Annotated in this window: 25 protein-coding genes; 11 read left to right on the forward strand and 14 right to left on the reverse strand. The window is 69.2% G+C overall.

Going from position 1 to position 25,610, the window contains the following annotated elements:
* Positions 1-3: 3 nt before the first annotated feature.
* The 3 genes from ACZ5IK_RS34860 to eccB are packed head-to-tail and all read right to left on the reverse strand — an operon-like array spanning position 4 to position 2,818.
* Positions 4-660, reverse strand: coding sequence for a response regulator (locus ACZ5IK_RS34860; RefSeq protein ID WP_020630350.1), 657 nt, complete (start codon positions 658-660; stop codon positions 4-6).
* The gene (locus ACZ5IK_RS34865; protein WP_233223729.1) at positions 657-1,379 is read right to left on the reverse strand and encodes a response regulator transcription factor; all 723 of its coding nucleotides are present in this window, start codon (positions 1,377-1,379) and stop codon (positions 657-659) included. Before ACZ5IK_RS34865 ends, ACZ5IK_RS34860 begins: the two co-directional genes overlap by 4 nt.
* A 14-nt stretch (positions 1,380-1,393) precedes the next feature.
* Positions 1,394-2,818, reverse strand: coding sequence for a type VII secretion protein EccB (gene eccB, locus ACZ5IK_RS34870; protein WP_465491584.1), 1,425 nt, complete (start codon positions 2,816-2,818; stop codon positions 1,394-1,396).
* A 167-nt stretch (positions 2,819-2,985) separates the two neighbouring features.
* Between eccB and ACZ5IK_RS34875 the strand changes: the two genes are divergently transcribed.
* Positions 2,986-4,038, forward strand: a complete 1,053-nt coding sequence (locus ACZ5IK_RS34875) for a type VII secretion protein EccE (RefSeq protein WP_465491585.1) — start codon at positions 2,986-2,988, stop codon at positions 4,036-4,038.
* Positions 4,039-4,189: 151 nt separating this feature from the next.
* Here the strand turns inward: ACZ5IK_RS34875 and eccD are convergent, their stop codons facing one another.
* Genes eccD through ACZ5IK_RS34905 form a run of 6 tightly spaced genes read right to left on the reverse strand, consistent with a single transcriptional unit; the run spans position 4,190 to position 9,641 of the window.
* The gene (eccD, locus tag ACZ5IK_RS34880) at positions 4,190-5,566 is read right to left on the reverse strand and encodes a type VII secretion integral membrane protein EccD (protein ID WP_465491586.1); all 1,377 of its coding nucleotides are present in this window, start codon (positions 5,564-5,566) and stop codon (positions 4,190-4,192) included.
* Complete coding sequence (locus ACZ5IK_RS34885; RefSeq protein ID WP_233223736.1) at positions 5,563-5,892, reverse strand: YbaB/EbfC family nucleoid-associated protein; 330 nt, start codon at positions 5,890-5,892, stop codon at positions 5,563-5,565. The genes eccD and ACZ5IK_RS34885 overlap by 4 nt, the downstream gene beginning before the upstream one ends.
* Positions 5,889-6,398, reverse strand: a complete 510-nt coding sequence (locus ACZ5IK_RS34890) for a hypothetical protein (RefSeq protein ID WP_465491656.1) — start codon at positions 6,396-6,398, stop codon at positions 5,889-5,891. The genes ACZ5IK_RS34885 and ACZ5IK_RS34890 overlap by 4 nt, the downstream gene beginning before the upstream one ends.
* A gap of 13 nt (positions 6,399-6,411) precedes the next feature.
* Positions 6,412-7,761, reverse strand: coding sequence for a WXG100 family type VII secretion target (locus ACZ5IK_RS34895; RefSeq protein ID WP_101609451.1), 1,350 nt, complete (start codon positions 7,759-7,761; stop codon positions 6,412-6,414).
* Positions 7,762-7,779: 18 nt separating this feature from the next.
* Positions 7,780-8,844, reverse strand: coding sequence for a hypothetical protein (locus ACZ5IK_RS34900; protein ID WP_465491587.1), 1,065 nt, complete (start codon positions 8,842-8,844; stop codon positions 7,780-7,782).
* A gap of 20 nt (positions 8,845-8,864) precedes the next feature.
* Positions 8,865-9,641: a WXG100 family type VII secretion target gene (locus ACZ5IK_RS34905; RefSeq protein ID WP_101609453.1), complete on the reverse strand. Its 777-nt coding sequence runs from the start codon at positions 9,639-9,641 to the stop codon at positions 8,865-8,867.
* Positions 9,642-9,794: 153 nt separating this feature from the next.
* On the opposite strand from ACZ5IK_RS34905, the gene eccCa reads away from it, so the two are divergent.
* The 3 genes from eccCa (at position 9,795) to ACZ5IK_RS34920 (ending at position 16,048) form a co-directional block, all read left to right on the forward strand.
* Entirely contained in the window at positions 9,795-13,736 is a 3,942-nt protein-coding gene (gene eccCa, locus ACZ5IK_RS34910) for a type VII secretion protein EccCa (protein ID WP_465491588.1), read from the forward strand.
* Positions 13,737-13,762: 26 nt separating this feature from the next.
* Positions 13,763-14,752, forward strand: coding sequence for a serine hydrolase domain-containing protein (locus ACZ5IK_RS34915; protein ID WP_465491589.1), 990 nt, complete (start codon positions 13,763-13,765; stop codon positions 14,750-14,752).
* Between the two features lie 258 nt (positions 14,753-15,010).
* On the forward strand, positions 15,011-16,048 hold the full coding sequence (locus ACZ5IK_RS34920; protein ID WP_465491657.1) for an HNH endonuclease signature motif containing protein: 1,038 nt from the start codon (positions 15,011-15,013) through the stop codon (positions 16,046-16,048).
* A 169-nt stretch (positions 16,049-16,217) separates the two neighbouring features.
* On the opposite strand, the gene cpt is transcribed toward ACZ5IK_RS34920, so the two are convergent.
* Positions 16,218-16,742, reverse strand: a complete 525-nt coding sequence (gene cpt / locus ACZ5IK_RS34925; RefSeq protein WP_465491590.1) for a chloramphenicol phosphotransferase CPT — start codon at positions 16,740-16,742, stop codon at positions 16,218-16,220.
* Positions 16,743-17,025: 283 nt separating this feature from the next.
* Here cpt and ACZ5IK_RS34930 point away from each other — a divergent pair, with 283 nt between their 5' ends.
* Complete coding sequence (locus tag ACZ5IK_RS34930; protein WP_174720554.1) at positions 17,026-17,724, forward strand: S1 family peptidase; 699 nt, start codon at positions 17,026-17,028, stop codon at positions 17,722-17,724.
* A 97-nt stretch (positions 17,725-17,821) separates the two neighbouring features.
* On the opposite strand, the gene ACZ5IK_RS34935 is transcribed toward ACZ5IK_RS34930, so the two are convergent.
* From ACZ5IK_RS34935 to ACZ5IK_RS34945, 3 genes are all read right to left on the reverse strand, one after another.
* Entirely contained in the window at positions 17,822-17,989 is a 168-nt protein-coding gene (locus ACZ5IK_RS34935; protein WP_465491591.1) for a hypothetical protein, read from the reverse strand.
* A 10-nt stretch (positions 17,990-17,999) separates the two neighbouring features.
* A complete protein-coding gene (locus tag ACZ5IK_RS34940) occupies positions 18,000-18,785 on the reverse strand; it encodes a hypothetical protein (RefSeq protein ID WP_465491592.1) in 786 nt (261 codons plus the stop codon).
* A 78-nt stretch (positions 18,786-18,863) separates the two neighbouring features.
* Entirely contained in the window at positions 18,864-19,817 is a 954-nt protein-coding gene (locus ACZ5IK_RS34945; protein ID WP_465491593.1) for a hypothetical protein, read from the reverse strand.
* A gap of 230 nt (positions 19,818-20,047) precedes the next feature.
* Here ACZ5IK_RS34945 and ACZ5IK_RS34950 point away from each other — a divergent pair, with 230 nt between their 5' ends.
* The 6 genes from ACZ5IK_RS34950 to ACZ5IK_RS34975 all read left to right on the forward strand — a co-directional run bounded on the left by ACZ5IK_RS34950 (position 20,048) and on the right by ACZ5IK_RS34975 (position 24,309).
* Complete coding sequence (locus tag ACZ5IK_RS34950; protein ID WP_073848466.1) at positions 20,048-20,389, forward strand: WXG100 family type VII secretion target; 342 nt, start codon at positions 20,048-20,050, stop codon at positions 20,387-20,389.
* Positions 20,390-20,410: 21 nt separating this feature from the next.
* Positions 20,411-20,713 carry a hypothetical protein gene (locus ACZ5IK_RS34955; protein WP_076168025.1) on the forward strand — a complete coding sequence of 101 codons (303 nt, stop codon included), beginning with the start codon at positions 20,411-20,413 and terminating at the stop codon, positions 20,711-20,713.
* A gap of 110 nt (positions 20,714-20,823) precedes the next feature.
* Complete coding sequence (locus ACZ5IK_RS34960; protein ID WP_101609459.1) at positions 20,824-21,228, forward strand: hypothetical protein; 405 nt, start codon at positions 20,824-20,826, stop codon at positions 21,226-21,228.
* Entirely contained in the window at positions 21,225-22,532 is a 1,308-nt protein-coding gene (locus tag ACZ5IK_RS34965; protein ID WP_465491594.1) for a WXG100 family type VII secretion target, read from the forward strand. The genes ACZ5IK_RS34960 and ACZ5IK_RS34965 overlap by 4 nt, the downstream gene beginning before the upstream one ends.
* Before the next feature lie 42 nt (positions 22,533-22,574).
* A complete protein-coding gene (locus ACZ5IK_RS34970; RefSeq protein WP_465491595.1) occupies positions 22,575-23,921 on the forward strand; it encodes an alpha/beta hydrolase in 1,347 nt (448 codons plus the stop codon).
* A gap of 10 nt (positions 23,922-23,931) precedes the next feature.
* Positions 23,932-24,309, forward strand: coding sequence for a hypothetical protein (locus tag ACZ5IK_RS34975; RefSeq protein ID WP_410599954.1), 378 nt, complete (start codon positions 23,932-23,934; stop codon positions 24,307-24,309).
* 64 nt (positions 24,310-24,373) lie between these two features.
* Here the strand turns inward: ACZ5IK_RS34975 and ACZ5IK_RS34980 are convergent, their stop codons facing one another.
* The gene (locus ACZ5IK_RS34980) at positions 24,374-25,543 is read right to left on the reverse strand and encodes a S8 family serine peptidase (RefSeq protein WP_465491596.1); all 1,170 of its coding nucleotides are present in this window, start codon (positions 25,541-25,543) and stop codon (positions 24,374-24,376) included.
* Between the last annotated feature and the right edge of the window lie 67 nt (positions 25,544-25,610).

The following is a 25,610-nucleotide window of genomic DNA, read 5'->3' on the forward strand; positions in this document are numbered from 1 at the left end:
GCGTCAGCGCAGCAGGCCTTCCCGGATCGCCACCCGCACGAACCCGGCACGCCGCCGTTCCCCGGTCTTGTCCCGGATCCGGTCCAGATAGGACCGCACCGTCCGCACGCTGATGTTCAGGATCTCCGCCACGTCGACGTCCCGTTCACCGGCCGCGACCAGCCGCAGCACCTGCTTCTCCCGTTCGGACAGGACGATCTTAGGTCCGGCGTGGCGGTCTTCGCTGTCCTGGATGATCATTCCGGCCAGCGTCGGCGACACGTAGGCGTTGTCGTCGGCGATGGTGCGGATGGCGCGCAGGAGCTCGTCGCCGTCGACGTCCTTCGACAGGAAGCCCTTCGCCCCTGCCTGCATGGCTCCCAGCACCTCGGGCTGCTCGGCGTGCGCGGACACCACGAGCACCTTGTGTCCCATCTGCCCTACTTCGAGCACCGCGGCGGCGTCCTGGACACCGCGCAGCTTGAGGTCGAGGACGACGACGCTGCCCGGAGGCTGTTCCTGGACGGCGAACCGCGCGACGGAGTCGGCGACGGCGCCCAGCGCGATGTCGGGGGCTTCGGTGAGGACACGCGCGACGGCGTCCCGGTACAACGGATGATCTTCGATCACCCCGACGTTGATGGGTGTGCTGCGTTTCGGCTGCTGCTCGTCTGCGTTCACCGGCGTCCTTCGAATCCGCCCGCGTCGTCGCGGGGCGCGACCGGCCGAGACGGGCCGGGCACCTCCGGCGGAGACGCGAGCCCGAGCTGGATGGCCTTGCGGACCAGACCGGCCCGCCTTCTCTCTCCGAGTTTGTCACGGATCCGGTCCAGGTAACCACGGACCGTCCGGACTCCGATACCCAGGATCCGGGCGATGTCGACGTCGCGTTCGCCCGCCGCGACCAGCCGCAGGACCTGCTTTTCCCGCGCCGACAGCGCGATGTCCGGAGCCCGCACGGGACGGTCGGCGTTGTCCTTGATGATCATTCCGGCCACCACCGCGGAAACGTAGGCCCTGCCCTGCGCGACCGTCCTGATCGCGATCAGGAGTTCGTCGACGTCGACGTCCTTAGACAGGAATCCCTTGGCACCGGCCGCGATCGCGCCGAGCACCTGCTCGGATTCCGCCTGCGCGGACACCACGAGCACGTGATGTCCCAGTTCGCAGACCTGGAGCACGGCCGCCGCGCCGGCGATCCCCGGCAGGCCGAGGTCGAGCAGCACCACGCTGCCGGGCGGCTGCGGATGGACGTGGAACCGGGCGACCGAATCGACCACGGCGCCCAGTTCGATCCCTTCGGCCTCGGTGAGGACCCGGACCACGGCATGCCGGTACAACGGATGGTCCTCGATCACCGCGACGTCGACCCGGTCGGTCTCCGGCCTGTCTTCAGTCATCTGCACGTTCCCGCTCACCCCGTCCCACCTGCCGCGGACACCGCACGGCCCGCCTGCGCCGGATCCAGCGCGGGTCCGCGCGGAACCAGTGCCAGCAACCCATTCGGAACCGGTTGCCGTTCGGCTTGGCCGTATCCGAGTGAAGCGAGTGCCTCATTGCTCGCCACCGGGTACTTCAGGCCCGTGTCGGTCACGACGTAGGCCGTGCCGGAACCGGATTCCGTCACCACCGCGCCTCCCGACGGAGGCACGAAAACCGCGTCGGCGACCAGCGCGTCCGTGCGCGCCGTCACCGGGATCGCCTTCGCACCTTGCGGCAAGGGGACCTGTGCGGAGATAACGATTCGAGAACCCTGTGCGCATAACGTCACGGACTGTCCGGTAACGGGCGCTTTTCGCGGGATGCGGTCCGGATACTCCGCGGGATCGGCCCCGCCCGTCCTCGCCGTGCCCACCTTCGGCACCGCGGCGACGTCGGCCGCGCGCACCGCGACGGGGGCCGGGACGCCCGTGTAGGCGTCCGCGTTCTGCGGCGTGTTGATCAGCAGGCTCGCCTCGGTCTGGCCGATCGGTTCGAGCCCTTCGGCGCGGACGAGGTAGTACGACGTCGCGTCGTTGGGGGACGCCATCGCGTCGACGACGCCGAGCACCGAACCGACCTTCGTCGCGGTGCCGCCGACCTTCGGGCCGGTCCGCCCGGCGTCCTCGACCGCGCGGTAGGCCAGATCGCGTCCGGCGGCGACGGTGCCGATCCACCGGGACGAAACCGCGATCGCCGGATAGGTGTCGAACTGCAACGCCGTGGCGGCTTCCGCGGTGAGCTTGTAGCGGCGTCCCGCCGTCACCAGATAGCGCTCTCCCTCGGGGACACGGACCACGACGGCCTGATCCCTCGGCAGGTCGACCCCGGAGGCCGGCGCGCCGAGGAGCACCGTCGTCTCCGGTTCGGACGACGCGGGCGCGTCCTGGGTCGTCCGTGAACAGCTCGTCCACGGGGTCTTCAGCAGCGCGGCGGCCGCGGGCAGCGAATCGGGTGCGCCGGGAATGCCGACCTGCGCGCCGCGCGGCGCCTTCGCGAGCTTGTCCGCGGGGACGGTCACGGTGGCTTCGCCGTTGCCGCCCGCCATCAGCCGGGCGGAGGAGTAGTTGAGCACGGGGTGCAGCGCGCCGTCCTGGCCGAGGATGTAGCGCGCGCCGGTGCCCTCTTCGACGATCACCTTGCCGCCCGCCAGCCAGTCCTTACCGCCGGAGGGGTTCAGCAGGCCGATCACGCCGAAGACCGCGGTGATCAGCAAGGCCACGCCGAGGCCGCACAGGGTTCCGATGACCAGCCTGCGGCTCGGGGCGACGGGATGGTTGGCGTCCGCCGAGACCAGTGCCGAAACCAGTCTCCTGCGGAGGAATTGGTAGGCCTGGATCTGGTCCCGCTGCGTCCACACGCTCCCGTACCCCGCCGTTCTTACCCACCCCGTTCGAGGGTGCTCACGTTAGGTTCCGACCCGCTTGACGGTGAGGGTAATTTTTACGCCCTCCCCCGCGCGGGAGCCCACTACCGTCGTGCACGTGCACGGAGGAGGGGAATTCGTTGTCGGTTGACGCCCCAGCGGTGGGGACACCCCGCCCGGCCCCGGCTCGCGGCCCCGCGGGCGCGGCGCCGTTGCCCTGGCTGCTGCCGATCCGGCCGCTCCAGGCGGCACTGTGGGAGATCGCCGGGATCGCGATCCTGCTGGCGCTCACCATCGACGGGCTCCCCCAGGCCGCGTGGATCGGCATCATCGCCGCGGCCGGCGTCCTCGTGCTGACGACGTCGGTCCGTTTCGCCGGACGCCACGCCGCGGGCTGGCTGCTCACGTGGGCCGGATACCGGCTGAAGCGCCGCGACAAGCACGAGGTCCCCGACCCGCTGCACCGGCTCGCCGGTCCCGTCCGGGTGCGCCAGCACGTCGACCGCGCGGGCAACCGCTTCGGTGTCGCCGAGGTCCGCGACGGCTGGAGCGCCATCGTGCGGCTCAAGCCCGGCGCGATGTCACCCGGTCCGGACGCCTTGGTCGGCATTCTGCGCGAGGCCTACGCGAGTACCGGGATCCCGTTGTCCAGCGCGCAACTGCTGACCTGGACCGTCCCCAATGGACAGTCGGTGCTCCGGGTCCGCTGGCTCACCGTCCGGTACCGGCCCGAAGACGCGCCGATCGCGGCGCTCGCCCGTGGCGGCGGGGAACTCGGCGCGCTGCGGAGCACCGCCTGCGCGGCGCTGTCGCTCATGGGCGCGCTGGCCGAAGCCGGTTTCGAAAGCACCGTGCTCGAAGCCGGTGAAGTGGCGGAGGAACTGCGCGTCGCGATCGGAAGTGGACAGGACGCGCCGGTGAACGGCTGGCGTTCGTGGGACTGGGGCGGCGCTTCGCAGGTCTGCTACCGGCCTCGGACGGAGCGGGATCTCGCGCGGACGCTGGATCTTCACGTGCCCGGCTCCGCGTTCACCGCGACTTCGTACACGCTGCACCGGACCCCTGGCGGACGGGAGAAGTCCGAAGTGACCATCCGGGTCGGCGGACGGCCGGGAGCGGAGACGGCCCGGCCGGACGGGATCGCGGTGACCCCGTTGCACGGACGGCACGCGGCGGCGGTCCGGCGGACCCTGCCGCTGGCCCTGGAGAACTGAGGGGACTGTCCGTGAAGGATTCCTTTCCTCTCTGAGGGTAGGGAAGGAATCCTTCACGGACGTAAACGCGTTTAGTCCTCTAGTTGCGGTCCTTGCCAAGCGCAAGTACCGCAACTAGAGGACTAAACGCATAGAGGGACGGACACCGGGGTCAGCCCCGGACGGCCTCGTAGACCCCGGCGATCATACCGACGAACGGGATCAGCGAGAGCAGCACCAGGAACTCGACGATGTCCAGAGTCCTTGCCCAGTAAGGAGAACGGCGTCCCTTCGCGACCCGCGTCGCGTACGTGAGACAGACGGACGCCGCGACGACGACGGCACAGCCCGCGCCGAACACGAACGACCGCGGCCCGCCCGCGGCGAGCCAGAAACCGGCCGCCGCCAGGGCCGCCGCGCCGAAACCGATGAGCACGAGCCGCTGTGAGCGGCCGGCGAACGCGCGCGAGCGCAACATCAGCGCCAACCCCAGCAGCGCGCACAGGCCCGCTTCCCAAGCCCCGCCTGAAGACGCCAGGACCACCGAAGCCGAGACCACGGTGAGCCCGAGCGCGACGAGCAGCCCGGTGAGCAACGCCTGCGCGTAGGTCGTCCCGCCGACCATGTCTTCGCCGAGCGAAGGGTTCTCGTCGGCACGGAACGCGTCCATGTCGTCGGGCACCCGGGGCAACGGCAGCCTGCCGAGCCGCAGCGCCATCATCGGCGCCACCGCGGCCAGCCCCGTCGCCACGACGGCGACCACGGCGGCCGCCGAAACCGCGCGCACGTCGGCCAGCAGGACGATGGCGGTGGTGATCGCGCCGAGTCCGGCCGAGACGGTCACCGCGACGAACCACGGCAGCCGGTCCGCCACCGAAACGGCCGCGATCACGCCGTACACGGTCACCACGGCGAGCCCGGCGGCCAGCGGTCCCGCCGACAAGGAGAACAACGGATGCGGCGGCAGGATCGACATCCCGGCCAGCAGCGCAGCGCCGACCCCGGCGAGCGCACCGGCGGCACCGGCCTCCGCGTCGCCGTACGCGCGGCTCAGCGCGCCACCGCCCAGTACCAGCACGAGCGCCAGCAGCCCGGTCCCGATCGGCGCCAGCACACTGCCCGACGCCGCCGCCTGCACCAGCAGGCCACCGGCGAGCAGCAGCACCACCGACGCGACGATGCCCGCCTTGCGCGCCACCGAAGGTCCCCAGCGACCGGTGCCCGACTCGGCGACGCTGGCGATCGAATCGACGACGTCGTCGAACAGCAGCGGACCCCGCGGGCGTTCCCGCGGGGTCAGGTGGAGGACTTCTCCGTCACGCACTTGGGCCGCGGCGACCGTGAGCCCGAGCGCGAGCGGGGCACCGCCGAGCCGGGAAAGCACCCAGCCGGGATGCTCGGCCGACGCCTGCCCCGAAGCACCCGCGAGCCGCACGAGCTGCGGGACGAGTTCGGCGAACGTGCTCTGCTGCGGCAGCGCCACATCGACCCGCGCCCGCGGTGTCACCACCGTGACGCGGCGGGTGGAGCCCGCGATCGCGGCCGTCATGCTTCGATCGACTTGGCGGACTCGATGACCGGGGCGAATTTGGCGCTGCTGGCCTCGGCCAGTTTCTGCAGCCCGTTGTTGACCGCCTCCAGCACGATCTCCGAGAGGTTGCGCGCGTCGTACTGGCGCAGCGCGCGCGGGTCGATGTCGATCGAGGTGAACCGGCCGTCACCGCGCAGGACGACGGTGACCTCGTTCTGCCGCGAGTGCGCCTTGACCTCCATCGCCTCGACCGAACGCTGGATGCGCTGCACCTCTTCGGTCTGCTTGCGGACCTGGTCCAGCAGCTCGTCCATGTCCGGCATGGCGTAGGGGTCGGTGGTCACGAGTCTTCTCCTTCATCTGCGGTGAAATCCCGCCGGACGTGGACACTGCCCACGAACCGCCGGAAGTCGTCACCGAGACGGCGGGCCGCCTCGGGCGTTGCGGTGCAGGCGATCTCGAGGATCAGCCGTTCGGCCGGGCTCGCGCCCGGCACGGTCAGTTGCACCTGCGTCTGGACGAGATCCTGTCCTTCGCCGGTGCGGATGCGCAGTACCTGTGTCACCCCGGGCGCGAGCCCGGTGCCGATCACCTTGCGCCGCACCACTTCGAGCGCCGCCATGGTCCGGCCGAGCCGTTCGACGGCCTCGTCGGCGATGTCGGTGATCTGCGCTTGGTCCGGCCGTTGCCCGACGCTCAAGGTGATGTTGGGGGTGAACTCCGCGTCCGGGACGGAGTGCACGGCGACGAAGACCGCGCCCTCGGCGCCGACCGACGCGGGTTCGACCGGCACCCAGCCGTCGGGGATGTCGAATCCGAGCGGGAGGGAAATCCGGTCCTGCGTCGCCATTTCACTCATCCCGTCACCAGGTGCCCACGTAGGAGACCGCGTCGTCCCACGCCTCGCCGACGGCGTCCGCCGCCTGGCCCGCCGCACCGCTCACCGCGTCGACGGCCGCGCCGCCGTACTCGCCGACGGTGTCCGCGATCTTCGGCAGGTCGATGTCGATCTTCGCGCCGATCCCGGCACCGAGACCGAGTGCGACACCCGCCTTGAAGTTGACCTTGATGTGCCCGGCGTCGTAGACCGCCTGACCGTCGAGCTGCGCGCCGATCCCGTACTGGAGGGTGCCGCTCGCGCCGACGCCCACCCCGGCCACGTCCGCCGCGAGCTCGCCTTCGACCTTACCCCCGACGAAGGCGTTGGCGTGCACGCCGACACCGTGCGCGCCCGCCTGGAGCGAACCGTTCACCTCGCCGCCGACGAACGCGGTCCCCTTGGCGCTGCCCGAAGCGACGCCCCATTCCTTCTTGCCTTCGACCTCTTCCTTGAAGGCGGCGAGTTCGGCGTGGCCGGACGCCTTGAGATCCCAGCCCTGCGAGGACACCTTGGCGTCCCACCCCGGGGTGAAACCGTCCTGCTCCTGCTTCCACTTGGCATAGGTGATCTCGGTGTTGCCCCAGGCCTTGTCGCGCAGGCCCTCCGGCTTCGGCCTGCCGAACGGGGTGTCGCCGGCACGCGGCGCGCGCGTGCCTTCGAGACCGTCCCAGGTGAGCTTCTTCCAGCCGGAATTGCCGAACCAGGAAGGATGCGAACGCGGGCGCTTGCGGCCGTCGAGCGCTTCACCGTTGAGCCAGTACAACGGGCCGCGGCCCCATTTGCCGAGTTCGTGCTCGATCCGGCCGGCGCCCTCCGGCGGGAACAGCCGCGCGAGTTCCTCGCTCAGCTCGTCGGCGATCTCCTGTGCCGCCTGCGCGGCGCGCTCGCCGAGCTGGCGGGCGGCGGAGATGAACGCGTTGACCGCGTTCGCGTTCGCCGTCCGCGCCTGGCTGACGAGTTGCGCGGCGTACTGGTCGAACTGCGCGAGGATCGAGTCCACACAGGACTTCGCGCCCTGCAGGGCCTGCGCGCCCGCCCGCAGCCGGTTCGACTGGTCGCTCAGTTTGGCGCCGAGCTCACCGAGTTCCTGGCTCAGTTTCGCCGCGGCCGTGGCGAACGCGATGTAGGCGTCACCTTCCCAAGACGCGTTGAGCGCCTTCGCCGCTTTGCCGATCTCGTCCGCCCGGCCCGAAACCGTCGACGCCCGCTCGCCGCACCGCTGGGCGGACGCGTTCAGCGCCGAGGGGTCGCCGGTGACCCGCCGCTGGTACTCGACCACGAGCCGCCGGTAATTCGACAAGATCGAGCTGACGACGCCCGACGCGTCGACCACACCGCTCCCCGACACGGTTTACCTGCCCTTCGCCGGTGAATCGGCTCCCGCATCGATGTCGATGTGCTGTTCGAAGTGCTTGCCGCCGTAGTTCATGTCGATGTCGATATCGATGTCCTGACCGCCCGGCGCCTGAACGGTCGACTTCCCGGTGCTCAGGTCGGTGGTGATGGTGACCGTGTTCCCGTTGCCCATGCCCGCACCCGCGCCCGGCAGGGAGCCGGAACCCGAGCCGCCACCGGACGGTCTGTCCACCGGGATCCAGGAGTCGGCGCCGCCCGGCCAGTTGCCCTGGGCGCCGTTGCCGCCCAGCGCGGGCGGCCGGTACTGGGTGAACGGCGGCGTCTCGCCCGGATTCGTGCCACCACCGGAACCACCGCTCGCGCCTCCGCCCGCGCCGCCACCGGAACCGCCGACAGCGGCCTGTCCCGCGCCGCTGGCGACCGAACCCGGCGCCTGCGGGTTCGTGACCGGGGTGCCGGAGATGGCCGCGTTGCCCGCCGAGCCGTTGCCGGAATCGCTGTGCCCGAACAGTTTCTGAACCTCGCCGATGATGTTGGCGATCTGGGTGATCTGGTTGGCGAGGTCGACGACGCCGAGCGCCTTCAGCAGCGCGCCGATCGCGGTGATGAACGCGCGCAGCGAAGCACTGGTGGCGGTGGAAAGCGCGACGGCGGCGCCGTAGGTCCACGGATTCGACATCAGTCCGGCGACCGTCGGGTTCACCGCCGAGACCACCGCTTTGTAGGCGGCCTGGGCGGTCTTGATCAGCGTCCCGGCCATGCCGAGCAGCTCCGCGCCCTTCTGCACGACCTGGACGATCTTGGTCAGCGAGTTCAGGGAGTCGGTGATCTTCTTCATCGCCGAGTCCGAAGCGCCACCGGACCAGATCTTCTTCAGCTGCTCGGCGGCCTTCGTCACCTCGTTGTACATGGTGAGGAACTCGTTGGCCTTCTTGAGCACCTCGAGCACGTGCTTCGCGATCTGCTCCGGCTGACCGGTGAGGATCTGCGGCAGAATGGTGATCGGCCCGCCCGAGGACGCTGTCGCGTCCATCGCGCTGGAATTCGGGTAAGTCAGCATGTCGCTCCTCAGGCCGGAAGTCAGACGGAAGCCGGGCGGTAGACGCTGACCTTCGCCAGGCCGTTGATGTCCGCTTCGACGAGTCCGTGGTTGTAGAGCAGTCCGCCCTCTCCGGCGATGGCGATGACCGGCTTGTTGTCGGAGAACAGGAGCGGTTCGACCACGACGACGTCGCCGCTGTGCACCCCGCCGGGCACGTCGCCGAAGTTGCGTGCCGTACCGGCGTAGACCTCGATGACCCCGACCCGCGCCTGGTTGTCGGCGTCACCGGCCAGCCAGTCGTTGAAGTCCGAGACGCCGTGGAACCGCGCGTCGGTGATCGGGTGGTCGCCGAGCTGGCCCAGCCGCGCGTCCCCCAGGTAGCGCAGCACATTGCCGACCGACGACGGCTCGCCGTTGCTCCCGGCGCTGTCGTTGATGGCCAGCGTCGCCAGTTCGGACGCGTGCGAGTTCCCCCAGATCGACGAGGTCGATCCCGCGCCGCCACCGGGACGGCCTCCGTAGCCGCCCGCGACCGCCTCGTCGGCGGCCTGGTAGGCGTCGGCGCTGCTCTTGATGAAGCCGTTGATCTGCTGCAGCAGTTGCAGGAGGGTGCGGACCGCGACCACCTGCTGGCTCTGCATGGCCGTGTTGGCGGCCGCCACCGCACTGCCGAACGTGGCGAACGACATCGGCTGCAGGACGGTGCGCTCGAGGTCGCCGACGACATTGATGCCCTGCATGATGATGCCGCCCAGGTTCCCGACCGCCGAGCGCATGGCCTCGGGCTCCGCCCGGTACTCGCCCGTGCCGACCATGGTTCTCCTTTTCTCGTTCCCCCACGTCTGCGTTGACCAGCAGCGTAAGTTCGCCACCAGACGCGAGCGGACGGCAAAAGTACCCACCGCAACGGCGGCACGAGTGGCCAGAATGATCGGCAGGATTACCCACACGCGGCCAGAAAGACCCTGATGAGCGCCACTCGCGACCGCATGCCGGCCCTGGGCGAGCAGCCCGGTGAAATCGTCCTGCAGTCCCCGCCGATGCTGCCGAAGGGCTCCTCCGGCGGAGCCATGCAACTGCTGATGTTCATGCCGATGATGTTGGGCATGGGCGCCATGTCGTTCGTCTACATCGGACGCGACGGCGGGGTGATGACCTACATCTTCGGCGCGTTGTTCCTCACCGCGATGGCGGGCATGGTGGTGATGTCGCTCGGCCGCGGCGGCGCGGCGAAGAAGGCGCAGATCAACGAAGAGCGCCGGGACTACCAGCGCTATCTGACCGGTTTGCGCGGTCAGGTCCGCGACATCGCGGACAACCAGCGCGCGGCCATGGCGGCGTTGCAGCCCGATCCGGCGGATCTCTGGGCGTACATCGAGACGGGCAAGCTGTGGGATCGCCGCCGGTCCGACTCGCAGTTCGGGCAGGTGCGCGTCGGGACGGGGCCGCAGCGGCTCGCGACGCCGTTGAAAGCGCCGCAAACCGTGCCGCTGGAAGACCTCGACCCGGTGTGCTCGACGAACCTCAAGCACTTCATCCGGACCTATTCGACGGTCGACGGTCTCCCGGTCGCGGTCTCGCTGAGGTCGTTCGCGCAGGTCAGTCTGTCCGGCCGCCGTCCGGACACGCTCGGGACGGCGCGGGCGATGCTGACCCAGCTCGCGACTTTCCATTCACCCGGCGACCTGCGGATCGCGCTGTGCGTCAAGGACGACCGGCTGCACGACTGGGAATGGGCGAAGTGGCTGCCGCACGTCGCCTCCACCGCCGCCGACGCGGCCGGTCCGCGACGGCTCGTCGACGCCGACTCCGGGAAGCTCGCCGACCTCCTCGGCCCCGACCTCGGCGACCGGCCCGCGTTCACCCGGCGGCCGGATTCCCGGCTGGACCTGCCGCATATCGTCGTGATCGTGGACGGCGGGCACACCCTCGCCGACCCGCGGCTCGTCGCCGAAGAAGGCAGGCTCGGCGTCACGGTGGTGGAGATCGGCGCGGAGCAGCCGCGGTCGGTTTCGTCCGAACGGCTGTTGAGCCTGCACATGAGCCCCGAACAACTCGGGATGGTCGTCGGCGACGGGAGCGAGCAGCGGCTCGGGTTCCTCGGCACCCCGGACACGTTGGACCGCGGGGCCGCCGAAGCGCTGGCCAGGATGCTGACGCCGCTGTTCCAGGGGGCCGCGGTGGTCAGCGAAGCGCCGATGTCGGCGACGTTCGGGCTGGCCGGGCTGCTCGGCATCGGCGACCCGCGCGACACCGACACCGAGGTCACCTGGGCGCCACGTTCGGCGCGGGACCGGTTGCGGATCCCGCTGGGCATCAATCCCGAAGGCAGGCCGGTCGACCTCGACCTCAAGGAGTCCGCGGAAGGCGGGATGGGCCCGCACGGGCTGGTCATCGGCGCGACCGGGTCCGGCAAGAGCGAGTTGCTGCGGACGCTGGTGACCGCGCTCGCCGTCACCCATTCGTCGGAAAAGCTCAACCTCGCGCTCATCGACTTCAAGGGTGGCGCGACGTTCGCGGGGATGACCGGGCTTCCGCACACCTGCGCCGTCATCACCAACCTGTCCGACGATCTCGCGCTGGTCGACCGCATGGCGGACGCGCTGAACGGCGAACTGTTGCGGCGTCAGGAGCTGCTGCACGCGGCCGGGAACTACGCGTCGGTGCGGGACTACGAAAAGGCCAGGGAATCCGGCGTCAACCTGCGGCCGATGCCGTCGCTGCTGGTGATCATCGACGAATTCAGCGAGTTGCTGTCGTCGCGGCCGGAGTTCATCGACCTGTTCGTCGCGATCGGACGACTGGGGCGGAGTCTCGGGATCCACCTGCTGCTGGCGTCGCAGCGACTGGAGGAAGGACGGCTGCGCGGGCTGGATTCGCATCTTTCGTACCGGATCGGCCTGCGGACGTTCTCCGCGTCGGAAAGCCGTGCGGTGCTCGGGGTCGCGGACGCCTACCAGCTTCCGCCCGTGCCGGGCTCGGCGTATCTGAAGTCCGACAACGACACCCTCATCCGGCTCAAGGCCGCGTACGTCTCGGGGGAGCTGCCGCCGCGCAGCAAGATCGTGCGCAAGGACGGCCGCAGTCTGGGGTTGATGCCGTTCACGCTGGCTCCGGTGGAGATCCCGGTGACCGTCGAAGCGGAGGAACCGGTCGAAAAGGGCACCGGTGAGACGATCATCGGCGCGATGATCTCGCGGCTCGAAGGCAAAGGCCCGGAAGCGCACCAGATCTGGCTGCCGCCGCTGGCCGAACCGCCCACGCTGGATCAGCTGCTGCCACCGCTCGGCGAGGACGCTTCCCGCGGTCTGTGCCCGCTGGGCTGGGGCGGGAACGGCAAGCTGATGATCCCGGTCGCCTTGGTGGACAAGCCGTTCGAGCAGCGGCGCGACATGCTGTGGGCCGATTTCTCCGGTGCCGCCGGGCACGCGCTGATCGTCGGGGCGCCGCAGAGCGGCAAGAGCACGCTGATGCGGGACATCGCCGCGATGCTCGCGCTCACCCACACGCCGGAAGAGGTCCAGCTGTTCGTCCTGGACATGGGTGGTGGCGCGCTGGCGCCGATCGCCGGGCTGCCCCACGTGTCCGGCTACGCGACGCGCCGCGACGCCCAGCGCTGCCGCCGGGTCGTCGCGGAACTGACGACCCTGCTCGAACAGCGTGAGGAGTTCTTCTCCGCCAACGGGATCGAGTCGATCACGACGTTCCGCCAGCGGCGTTCGGAGTTCAAGGAGAGCACGGAGGGCCGCGAATTCGGCGACGTCTTCCTGTTCGTGGACAACTGGACCACGATCCGGCAGGAATACGAGCAGCTGGAGGAGCAGATCACCAGCCTGGCTTCGCGCGGGCTCGGTTTCGGCATCCACGTCGTCGTCTCGATCAACCAGTGGATGGGCATGCGGGCGCCGCTGCGCGACGCCATCGGCACCAAATTCGAACTGCGGCTGGGTGAACCGGCGGACTCGCTGATCGACCGCAAGATCGCGCAGAACGTCCCGGCGGACCGGCCGGGTCGCGGGCTGACCGCGGACAAACTGCACTTCCTCGCGGCGCTCCCGCGGATCGATTCGGATCAGCGGCCGGACACCGTCGGCGCGGGCGGCCTGGATCTGAACCGGCGGATTTCCGCCGCTTGGAAGGGAAAGCCGGCTCCGGCCGTACGGTTGCTGCCGCCCGAGATCCCTCTCGACTCGCTGGAGGCCGGACCGCGCAAACAGGTCACGCTCGGCATCGCGGAATCGAATCTGCGTCCGGTGTACCTCGATTTCGCCACCGAACCGCATTTCGTGGCCTTCGGCGATGTGGAATCCGGAAAGAGCTCGCTCCTGCGCGCGATCGCGCAAGGCATCACTTCGAAGTATTCGCCGACAGAGGCCGCGATCATCGTCGCCGACTACCGGCGAGGGCTGCTCGGCGCGGTGCCGGAGTCGCATCTGCTGGGCTACGCGGGTTCCGAGACCGCGCTGACCGGGCTGATCGAACAGTGCCAGCAGGCCATGCGGAACCGGCTTCCGGGTTCGGATGTCACGCCCGAGCAGTTGCGGAACCGGTCGTGGTGGCGGGGACCGGAGCTGTTCGTGCTCGTCGACGACTATGAAATGGTCGCGACCGTGGGCCGGAACCCGTTGCTGCCGCTGCTGGAATTCCTGCCGCAGGCACGGGACATCGGCCTGCACCTCGTCCTCGCGCGCGGGAGCGGCGGGGCCGGGCGTTCGCTGTTCGAGCCGGTGCTGCAACGGATTCGCGAACTGGGGTCGCCTGGTCTCGTGATGTCCGGGTCGCGGGAAGAGGGTGCGCTGCTCGGGGACGTGAAGCCGGGGCCGCAGCCTGCCGGGCGGGGCGTGCTGGTTTCGCGGAGGCATGGGACGGGGCTGGTCCAGGTGGCTTGGACGAAACCCGTGGAGGACTGAACCGGGATCGGTTTACTCTCGGAGCCATGCCACTCGATCTGCCCGCGGTTCACGCGGCCGCGGCGGCACAGTGCGAGCGGGTCACGCCGGGCATCGAGAACATGGCCGCCTACCTGGCGGGTCAGGTGCGGGACAGCTCGCACCGGGAGGCGATCGGTCCCCTGCTGCCCGCGTCCGGCGCCAGCGGCGTGATCATTCACCATGGAGAGCGCATCGCCTCCTGGGGTGATCCCAGTGTTCCTGAAATGGCTTACAGCGTCACGAAAAGCGTCGTGTCCACCGTCGCGGGAGTCGCTTTCGACCTGGGACTGATACCCGACCTCCACCGGCCCGTGGCGCTCCCGGAACCGGCGGGCGCGCACGGGATCACCTGGCATCACCTCCTGCAGCAAACCAGCCAATGGGACGGCGAACTCTGGGGCAAGCCGGCCTGGGCGGACGGCGACAGCGGGACGGCGGACGCGCCAGCGAGGTCCGGCTGGACCTACAACGACGTCCGCGTCAATCTGCTTTGCCTGGCCCTCACCCGTCTTTTCGGGCAAGCGCTGCCCACGGTGCTGCGCGATCGTGTCCTCGACCCGCTCGGCGCGTCCAGTACCTGGTCGTGGCACGGCTACCACAACTCGTTCACGACGATCGGCGACATGGACGTCCCCGTGGTCAGCGGCGGCGCACACTGGGGAGGCGGCCTCTGGATCTCCGCCGACGATCTCGCCCTGCTCGGCGGGCTCTACCTCGGCGACGGTGGCCACCTGCTCAGTGCCGCTTGGCGCGACCGCACTTGGCGGCCCTGCCCCCACAACGCCGACTACGGCTACCTCTGGTGGCTCAACGACCGGTGGACGGTCTTCCCGACCGCTCCGCCGACCGGGCGCTGCGCTCGCGGCAACGCCGACCAGCATTTGCTCTGGATCGACCCGGCCCGCGACCTCGTCATCGCTTCGCACTGGGGCAGCACGTCGAAGATCTCCTTCGCGACGTATCGGACGCTGTCCCGGCTCGATGCGAATGACTGATCAGGTCGTCGGCGATGGGTGACGAATAGGCTCATAACCGCCCGTTCACTCTCCGCGTAAATCCGGTCACTGATCCAATGGTGATCGAACTCATGTTCGAGTATGATCTTGAGCATGACCATAACTCTTGCTTTCAACCCGAAAGCCGCTCGTGTTCTCAATGCCGCCTACGACGAGGAGGTGTTGCTTCGCCAGGCGCAGGGCCGTCAGGTTCATGCATTGGCCGAGTTCGTCGCGGTGGGTGGTTCCCGAAGATCGGTGACCGAGGAGGTCGCTTTGTGCTTCTCGGTCTCTCGCAACCGCGCCACCCTGCTACTGGAAGTGTCCTGTGCTCTGGTGGCTCGGCTGCCGAACACGCTGGCGGCACTGGAAAAGGGTGACATCGATCTGTTCAAGGCGTCCAAGGTCACCCAGCTGACCCGGGAAGTCTCCGACGACGTCGCCGCACTGGTGGACGCGTTCATGGCCACCCGGCTCGCCGAGCGTGACCCCGCCGCGATCCGCGGGTCGGTCAACTACGCGGTACAGAAATTCGACCCCGACGGCTACCGGGAACGAGCAGAGAAGAAACGCGCCCGACGGCACATCTCGCTGGAACACGATGACGAGACCATGTCCACTCTCTCCGGCTTCCTGCCGTCCGAAGTGGCCTCCTCGATCTACGCCTCGATCAGCCGCGCCGCACGAACACGCCGCAACCAGGACAAAGCCCGCACCCTCGAGCAGCACCGCGCCGACGTGTTCGCCGAACGCCTCCTCGCCGAAGACGGACACGGCAAACCCCGCGCGCACATCCACGTCTACGTCGACTTCCTGACTCTGACCGGTGCCCGCGACGATCCAGCGATCCTCGCCGGATACGGGCCCATCCCCGACTGGCTCGTGCGGGAGATCTCCTCCGACCCCGATTCGACCTGGTCTCGGCTGATCACCGATCCGGCGACAGGGCAGTTGCTCGAAGCCAGTGCCGGCACCTACCGGTCACCGGCCTCACTCGCCCGGCTGATCAAGGCACGGGATCGGGAATGCACCCACCCCGGCTGCCACCGCCCCGCGGAATTCTCCGAAATCGACCACATCACCGGCTGGGCCCGCGACGGCAAAACCAATCACCACAACTGCCACGGCAACTGCAAAATTCACAACCTGCTCAAAGAAGAACCCGGCTGGACCACCACACCCACCGGCAACGGCGGCACGACCATCACCACTCCCACCGGGCACACCTACCACGCGACACCGGAGCCACTCCACGAACCACGCGAAGAACCAGAGGACGACACTCCAGCCGACTGACCGCGCTTACTGCATTACACGGCAATTCCGAGCTGTGAGCGCAGGCGCACCCGCACGCGGATAGTCGTGCTGAGCAATCATTCCGGGACCCTGAAATCAAAACACCAGCCCAGGGACGATTGCGCTGGTCGGTTCCTCTTGGCGGTAGACGTGCGGTTCGCCCAACTACTCACTCGACCCGTGCGGCGATCTCCCGCGCACAGACCAAAGCCTCGTTCAGCCCCGTATCCACCTCGAAGTCATACACCACACCCCGATGCACGGCTTCGGCCTGTGCCTCCGCCATCCCCGCGACCCGATCCCCTCGCGCCATCTCCCGTCCGGCGGCGACAACACCGTCACAGTGAACCCCGACCCACAGCACTTCGAGCCCGTCCAGCGCCTCACGCCACCGCCGCTGCGATTCCGCACCGCCCAGGAACGCGTCGTCGATGATGACCCGCGCACCTGACCGCACCATCGCCGCGACACCGGCCATCCACGCGTTTTCGAGACGTTGGAACCCGGAGCCGACGTTCACCCCGCCGTCGCTCGAGAAGTCGATCCCGTCGTCGACAGTGGACGGCATGGCGTCGATCAAGGTGTCGACGCCGAGAGTGAGCCAAGGCTCCGGCAGCACCGCCTGCAGGCATCGGGCGATCCCCGACTTACCCGAACTGGACCCACCGTTCAGCACGATCACCCGAGTCGTCACCCACCACACCCTAGGCGGCTCGATCGGCCAACGCGGAACCACCGCGCCAAGAAACACCTTCCCGGAGAAATCGGAGAATCCGCCCGAAATACCCCAGCCTCACGATCCGGCGTCACGATCCCAATCAGACACCGACCGCCCCGACCCGGACGGCCCAATACTTTCCTCGCAACGCTTACCGACTTCGGTAGGTTACAAAAGCCCTTACCGCCGCCTAACTTGGTGAAACCGTTTCAAGTCGAAACGAACTCCCCGACGCAGGCCGAAGGGCGTATTCATGCGTATGTCCAAGATCGTCGCAACGGTGGCCGGCGCCGCCGCGGCGCTGACCCTTGCCGCCACCCCCGCCGCGAACGCGGGCCAGGACATCATCGGCGGCGGCACCGTGAGTTCCGCGCCGTGGGGCGCCCAGATCTACTGGGACGACGCCACCGCGTTCGGCGGTTTCAACTGCTCCGGCACGATCATCGCCCCGCAGTGGGTCCTCACCGCGAAGCACTGCCTCAACAAGCCCGGCATGCACGTGAAGGTCGGCAACGTGAACCTGAACCAGGGCACCGAAGCCGACGTCGACCAGCAGAAAGCCGCCCCGAGCGGCGACATCGCGCTGCTGCACCTCACGACCGCGGTCAGCACGACGTACATGAAGCTCGGCACCGCGAACCCGTCCAGCGGCACCACCAACCAGATCTACGGCTGGGGTCGCACGCAGGGCAACAACCCGCCGTCGAGCGTCCTGAAGACGGCCAACGTCCGCATCACCGGAACCAGCAGCGACGCGTACGGCGGCCAGGCCATCGCCAGTGTCGGCGTCAACGGTTCGGCCTGGCACGGCGACTCGGGCGGCCCGCAGCTCTCGGGCGGCGTCCAGGTCGGCGTCTGCTCGACCGGCAGCAACTCCGGCACGAACCCGCAGGGCACCCAGAACTACGCCAGCGTCGCGGCGAGCCGCAGCTGGATCCGCACCACCGCGGGAGTCTGACACTGAGGCGATGGGGTCGTTCGAACGCGAACGGCCCCATCGCCTTCACGTTTCCAGCCGCCCGATTCCACGCTGCCATGGCAGTTCGTCTTCGTAGTCACACACTGCCCCTGTCGGGGTTCTGCGAGACGTCCACGATCGCCTCCGGCAAGGAGAACACCCCGAGCCGGTCTCGCACACCCAGCAAGCCGGTCAAGAAATCGACCGCAAGGTCTTCCTTCACCTGAAGAAAGACCTTGCAGTATTCGTGACCTTCGTCGTCCACGCCACGAAACTCAGGCGCACTTAGCCTTCGGGTTGACCATCGACACCGAGCCGACCTTGTCCCCCGCGACGGTGAACTCGTAGACCCAGTCCGGTTTCCCGTCGACAGGCACCTGGAACCGGCCGTTGTCGCCGGTCTTCATCCCCTTGGCGTCGTAGGCCGTCTTGAGTTCCGCCAACGACGAACCGGCACCGATCCCCTCGGCCGTCTTGGCGTCCGACGGCGCGGCGAGCTCACGCAGCCCGTCCTTGCCGAAGGAGGCACCACCGGCGGCCACGAACGCCTTGTCGCGTTCCTCCCGCTTGCCCGCCAGATCTGCGGACGCCTGCGCGGCGTCGGCGAACAGCAGAGCGTCCTTGGCGGACTTCTCCGCCGACTTGGCGCTTTCCTCCGCGGACGCGCCCGGCTTCGACTCCGGATCGGCCTCGAGTTCGTCGGCCTTCTTGTTCAGATCCTTGGCCTTGGCTTCGACGTCGGCCTCAGCCTTCATCCGCGCCGGGTCGGGTGCCGGGCCGCCGGTGTAGGAGAAATCGGTACAACCGTCCAAATTGGACGTCGGCGCCGAGGCGAGCTTCCCGCCCGCCAGCGCGGCGTCCTTGGCCATCCCCAAGGTCAGCCCGCGATACCCCGCCGGACCGAACGCCTCGGGTGCCGCCGGAGCGGCCGCGTCGGGAGAGGACCCCGACGAACAAGCCACCCCGCCGAGCAGCACCGCCCCACCGCTCAGTACCGCCGCGGTGACCAGTACGCCCGCGCGTCTGCCCGAAAACCGCCGATAAGTCCGCGTTCCAGTCACGCTTGCCCCCTTCATCGCCCGGAAACTATCCGATCGCGAGGGAAGTCCCGAGTGGATTTCGCGGAGATACGGTGAAGATCACGTCAGCTGGTGCATCGGCCTCGGAACCCGCAGCGAAAACATCGAACCGGCCGCCACGACGGCAATGATCCCGGCGCCCGTGACCAGCGTCCAGAAGTCCGGGTGCACGATGGACTGTCCCCGCTGAGCCTGCCAGGTGAGCAGCACGAGCAATCCCGCGAAACCCACCGAAGCGGTCCGGACCAGATTCCGCCGCACGAATTCCGATTCGAGCACCGGATACCGCCGGGCGAGCACGAGCAGACCGTAGGCGACCAGCGGCAGCGCCTGGATCGCGTGGATCCCGACGAAATGCGGGATCCGCATGTCCCCGCCGACGGTGCTCCAGCCCACCACGGGCAGTCCCGGACCGCCGTCGGGCACACCGACCGCGTGGGCGCCGACGATCGACGGCTTCTCCCCGGAGCGGAACTGGGCCGACTGCTGTTCGTTCGGCCCGAACATCAGCAGCGCGATCCCGATGCCGGCGACCGACAACGCGGCACCCGCGCGTAACGCGGAGTTCATCGCCCGGTCAGGAAGACGTTGGAACAGCAGGAGAACCGCGATCGCCGCCGTCGCTGCCCAGCCCGTGAAGGCGCCGTTCGCGACCATGTTGTTGATCCACTGGTCGGCCGGGGTCTCCTGGTTGAAGTGGAGCGTCCGGCCGCGGACGATGACCTGCCAGAACAGCAGCGCCATGTCGAGGCCGAGGCCGACCGCGAACACCGTCCCGAGCCACCAGCCCAGCCGCCGCCCCTTGGTCAGCTGTCCGATCAGCCAGGCCAGTGTCACCGCGTAGAGCCCCACGGAGATCGTGAACTTGAGCGGCTTGAGCCAAATGGGCGCGTTGACGAGGCTGCGATCGTCGAAAACGAGACCGCCGAGCGCGATCGTCCCGAGCACCGCCATCGCCGCCGCCAAGATCATCAACGGGCGATGTAGTACCGTCCTGGATCCCTTGTCCACCATGGATTAGAGGGTGCCGGGAGGCTCCACTTCGAACACTGGAGTACTCCCCCGGATCGAAGGTGGGGAAGGCCCTACCCCCGAGCTGTGGGTAATAGTGCCGTCACCCTGACCGGCAGTTGTGCCGTTTGACCACACTCGCCTCTTTTCTAGCGTGTCCTTCACAAGAGCAGACAGGGCGTCCCCTGGTGCTCACCGGGATTTCCAGCGAGATGAGAGGAGGTGGCCCATCCATGACCGGTACGGGATATCAGGCAGACGCAGCTGCGATGGCGCGCGCCGTCCAGGGGTTCGAGGAAACCGCGTCGAACGCCAAAACGACGATGGCCAGCTTGGAGAGCGAGCTGACCCAGACCCTGCACAACTACAAGGGTGACCAGGCCGTCGCGTTCTGGGACCTGCAGCGCCGCCTGCAGGAGAAGATGACCATCGCCGTGAACGAGCTCAACACGATGTCGCGCCTCGTCCACGAAAGCAACCGGAACTACAACTCGGGTGACGAGCAGGTCCGGGAAAGCCTGACCGGGGTCAGCGGGACCGTCGACCAGACCGTGATCCACCGGCTCAACCCCTGATCCGCGAGAGGACCACCAATCATGGCTGACGTCGTCGAAATCAACTTCGCCGCGCTGCAGCACAGCTCGGCCTCGCTGGCCGCCAAGGCGAAGGCGCTCACCTCCCAGCTCGAACAGCTGCACACCAACCTGCAGCCGATCACCCAGACCTGGTACGCCTCCGGCAGCTCCGCCGGTGAGGCCGCCCGTGCGTCTGAAACCCGCCTGCGCCAGGCCACCGCGGACATCGTGGCGATCATCGCGCAGTTCGGCGGCAAGGTCGGCGACGCCCACGATATCCAGCACAGCCTGGAGAACCGTAACCAAGGGCTGTTCGCCGGCTGAGTCCCCATCCGTCGGCCGGCCGGTGCTTTCACCCCCCTCGGCACCGGCCGGCCGGCTTTGCGCGTAGTCGTCCCTTGTAGGCATGGCCGATCACGAGAGAGCCGGGATCAATGCAAGACCAGTCGTACTACGTCCATCTGGAATCACTGAAGGACTTCGTGCGGGAACTGGAGACCCAGATCCACGCGATGTCCAAGCCGAACGACTTCCTGCTGACCCTGGGCGAGCAGCCGCTGCTGTTCGGCGAATTCGGGGAGGCGGGTTCCCTCGACAAGGCGCACAAGGCCGCGGTCGCCGAGATGCAGGGCCTGCTGGACCAGGTCAAGGGTGCGATCACCTTCGCGCAGGACGTCACCACGACCGTCGCCGACGGTTACGCCGCGGCCGACGAATCGGTGGCGGGCGACATGAACCACTCCAGCCAGCAGACCGGGCTGCTCGATCCCCTGCTCAACGTCCTCGGCGGGGTGCTGGGTGGCAACAGCGGCTCGAACGGCGGGGGGAACAAGGGATGACCAGCACCGCGCACACGAACTTCGCCGCCTACTCGCACCAGCAGCTCTACGCGATGCTGCAGGCGGGCGACCCCAACACGGCACGGCACGCGGCCCACAAATGGCAGTCCACCGGCTCCGGGCTGTTCGAACAGGCCGAGAACCTGACCGGCGAGCTGAAGGACTTCTCCGGCAGCTGGACCGGCGGCGCCGCCGACAAGTACCACACGATGATCTCCGACCTGGTCGGCGGCATCCGCAAGGTCGCCCAGACCGCGCACGCGATGAACCACCTCCTCGAGGACGCGGCGGACGCGCTGGTGAAGGCCAAGAAGGAGATGCCGCCGCCGGTCGCGGTGCCCGACGTCTCCCCCGCCGACCTCGCGCTGGCCGTGAACCCGCCGCTGCTGCCCCCGGATTCGTCGCAGGCGACGGTCATCGCCGCCGCGCAGCAGCGGCAGCAGGCGATCTCGAACGTCGAGGCGCAGCAGCAGGCCGCGGGCGCGGCCAACGCGGCGCACAGCAAGGCGATCGTGGTGATGACCCAGCTCGCCGGCGAGTACTCCACGGCCGAAGAGTCCATTCCGGCCTCGCCGAACGCCGTCGCCCCGCCGCCGGTCACCGGTGGCGGCACGGCCCCCGGCGGCGGCTCCATCGGCAACAACATCGGCGGGACGCCCGGCGTCGGGGTGCTGCCGGGCGACAACACGCACCCGTTGCCGTCGGACGGCTCCTCCCCGCCCACCACCGGGCAGCCCCAGCCTCCCAAGTCGAACCCGCTGTTCGGCGACATGTTCACCGCCGGTCTCGCCGCGGCCTCGGCCGCCGCGTTCGGCCGGTTCGGCTCGATCATGCCGCGCGTCCCGGGCTGGGCCAACGGCAAGAACCCGAACGACGGCAAGGACAAGAACGGTGACGCCGCCGGAGGTGGCGCCGGTGCGGCCGGCGCGACCGCGGGCGGTGCCGGTGGCGGCATCCCGATCGGCGGTGGCGGAGCGCCCTCGCTGGACGGCGGCGCGATCGGCGCGGGCGGCGGGTTCTCCGGCCCCGGCGAGGCACCGGCCGCGTTCTCCGGTCTGGCGGGCGACGGTTCCTCGGGCAGCGCGATGAGCGGGCTGGCGGGCGGAGCAGCCGGTGCCGCGGGCGCGGCGGCGGCCAAGGGCGCGATGCCGATGATGCCCATGATGCCGATGGGCATGGGCGCGGGCGGCGACATGGGCTCCGGGCGCCGGATCCCGCCGTGGCTCGTGGAGACCGAGAACGTCTGGGGTCAGTCGTCCCCGGTCGCTCCCGCCGTGCTCGGCGAAGAATCCGAACAGTACTGATTTTTTCCCTGAGAAGAACAGAACAGGAGAGGCGGCTCGGTGATGGCATCCAGTGCGGGCGGTTACCGAGTCGCCCCCTCCAGGCTCGAAGCGGCGGCGGCCGAACTCGAACAGCGCGCCGGCGTGCTCAAGACCGCGCAGACCGCGCTCGCGGGTGAGAACGTCCCCGCCACCGCGTTCGGCCAGGTTTCGGCCTCCAGCGCGGCTTCGGCCACGTTCACCAAGACGATCAAGGACGTCGCGGGCAAACTCGACGGCCAGCTCACCAAGGCCACGGTGATCCACCAGGGTCTCAGCGCGGCGGCGGGCGGCTACCGGCGCGCCGACGTCCAGGTCGCCGCCTCGTACCGCGCCCTGATGCCGGAGAACCCGTTGCCCAAGGCCGGGAATCCGGCGGGCGTCGGCGGCGCGGCCGACACCGGGCAGTGGGCGGCGGCGATCGCCGAGAACCGCACCAAGGTCTCCGACGCGCTGACGTCGGAGCGCGAGCGGCTCGCGAACCTCTTGGCGCACGGCGGAAATGCCGACGACATCGCGAACGCGCGCAACCGCGTCGCGCTGTACGAGGACATCATCGCCAATGACCGACAGATCCTCCGATTCGATCCATCCGGCAACGGGCGTATCGCCGAACTGGTCGGCCGAATCGAACCGGGCACCCGCAACGTCGGGCTGTTCGTCCCGGGCGTCAACACCTCGTTCGACAACTTCCAGAGCTACGCCGACCTCGGCAAGAGCCTGGTCGCCGCGGACGCCACCGGACGGACCGCGATGGTGGTCTGGGCCGACGGCGTCTTCCCGCAGAACGTGATCACCGAAGGCCCCGCCGCGCACTACGCGCAGACGATGGCGCCCGAACTCAAGGCGTTCGGCGACGAACTGCGCGGCCAGATCGACAGCCACGCCGGCCCCGGCGTCGTGGTCACCGCCGTCGGGCACAGCTACGGCGGCGCGACCGTGGGGCTCGCCGAGCAGCTCGGGCTCCGGGCCGACCAGGTGCTGCACGTCGAATCCGCGGGCATGGGGCACGGGATCTGGGGTCCGGACGATCTTCCGGCCAGCCAGGCCGGTGTGCAGCGATACTCCATGACGGCCCCCTTCGACCCGATCGTGGTCGCGCAGGGCAACGCGGGCCTCATCGAATGGCTCGGCGCCGGGCACGGAGCGGACCCCGACCGCTTCCCCGGCGTCGTCGAACTGGAAACCGGCCGCGACGCGAACGGCGACCTGCAGTGGGGCATGGATTCCCACAGCGGGGTGCTCAAGCCCGGTTCGGATTCGTGGAACAACATCTACGGTGTGATCACGGGCGGACCGCTCACGAACGAGGGCTTCACGAGCGGCTCGCTGCGGGAGATGGCCGTCGAAGGCGTCGGCCGAGGCCTGTGAGGGGTTGGTCATGATCACCAGGAACACCGAACTCGACCCGCTGGCCGAGGATCTGACAGCGGTCATCGACGGCGTCGCGGGCACCTTCGGCACCAGCGCGGAGCGCACCGTGGAAGGCGAACTGGACTGCGACCCGACCCAGCCGGGGCGGCTGCTCTGCTGGCAGTACGGCCTCCGCGTGGACGACGCGTCCGACGCGGTCCGCAAGCTCGTCGACGTCGTCCTGCCGTTGCTGGAAAGCCAGGGCTGGCGGGCGCGCGACCGCAGCAACCCGCGTGAGCTGATCGCGCAGTTCAGCCGCGACGGCGCCGACTTCAACGTGCACGTCTCCCGCGCCGGAGACGGCGTGGCCATCGTGGGCTCGACAGCCTGCGTATCCGTCCCCTAGAACCCCGGGGGTCGCAAAAAGACCTCGTGAGCGGCAGTGGTGTCCCCCAGTACTCCGCTGCCGCTCACGAGGCGCGAAAACGCGAAGGCCGCCAGCCCCGGCGCTTGCCCCGCCGGGCCGCGGCCACCACCACTCCCGCCGCGATGGCGACGGCCACCCCGACGACGGCGAGTACGCCCGCGACCTTGTCCGCGTTCGCTCGCGCGGGGGCGGCCGCGGGGACCACGTAGGTGTCCGGGCCGACGCTCGGCGGCCCTCCCGGACCGGGTGTACCGGGCGGGATGGCGGCGGAAACGGCCGCGTAGGCATCGATCGCGCCCCAGCCCCGCCGGGGATCGTGTCCCCCGCCCGGACCGCGGTGCGCGGTCAGCGTCAGCCGGGCGACGACCTGCTCCGGCGACAACTCCGGGTGATACGCGCGCACGAGCGCCGCGACACCGGCGACGTGCGCGGCGGCCAGGCTGGGATCGCTCACCGGCCACCGGTGCGCCACGGTCCCGCCGGCGCCCGCCGACGTGCTGACCAGTTCGGCGCCGGGCGCCGAAACCCCCACGTAGGCACCGGATTCCGTCTGCACCGCCTCGCCGGCCTGGTTGGTCGAACCCACGGCGAGCACGCCCGGGGTCGCGGTCGGATAGGACGTCTGGCCCTGCTGCGTCCCCGCGGCGGGAGAGACGATCAGCGCGCCCTTCTCCCTGGCGCGCGAGACGGCGCCGGTCAGCGCGGGCCCGTCGGAAGCGGCCGGGACGGCGATCAGGATGATCCCGGCGCCGCGGTTCAGCGCGGTCTCGATGGCGGACGCGAGCTGCCCGGGGTCGCCGCCGCCGTTCACCTGGGTGTAGCGGATCGGGAGGATCTTGACGCCCGGCGCGATCCCGGCGAACGTGGTGGACGGATCCGGTTGCGCGCCGACGATCCCGGCGGCGATCGTGCCCCGGCCGTCGCAGTCTTCGGCCTCCGTGCCCTGGCCGCCGACGAGCTGACCGGGCGCGAACTGGCCGTTGCGGCCGTCGACTCCGGTGCCGATCACCGCGACGAGCTGGCCGGTGCCGCGAGAGAGCGGCCAGATCCGCGCGGGATCGATCAGCCGTTGTCCCCACGGGACGGCCGCGGTGTAGGTGCCCGTCGGGTTCGCGCACTGCTCGGCGACCGCCGTCCCCGGGACGGGGGTGCCGAGCAGCGCCACGAAGGCCACGCCTCCCGCGACGGCACTTTTACCGGCAATGCGCACCATTCCTCCAGAATTTCCTTGTCACACAAGGGAATTCTAGTTTGCCAGTGGTTGCCATCGGAAGTCCTCC

The organism is Amycolatopsis sp. NPDC031561 (assembly GCF_055580625.1).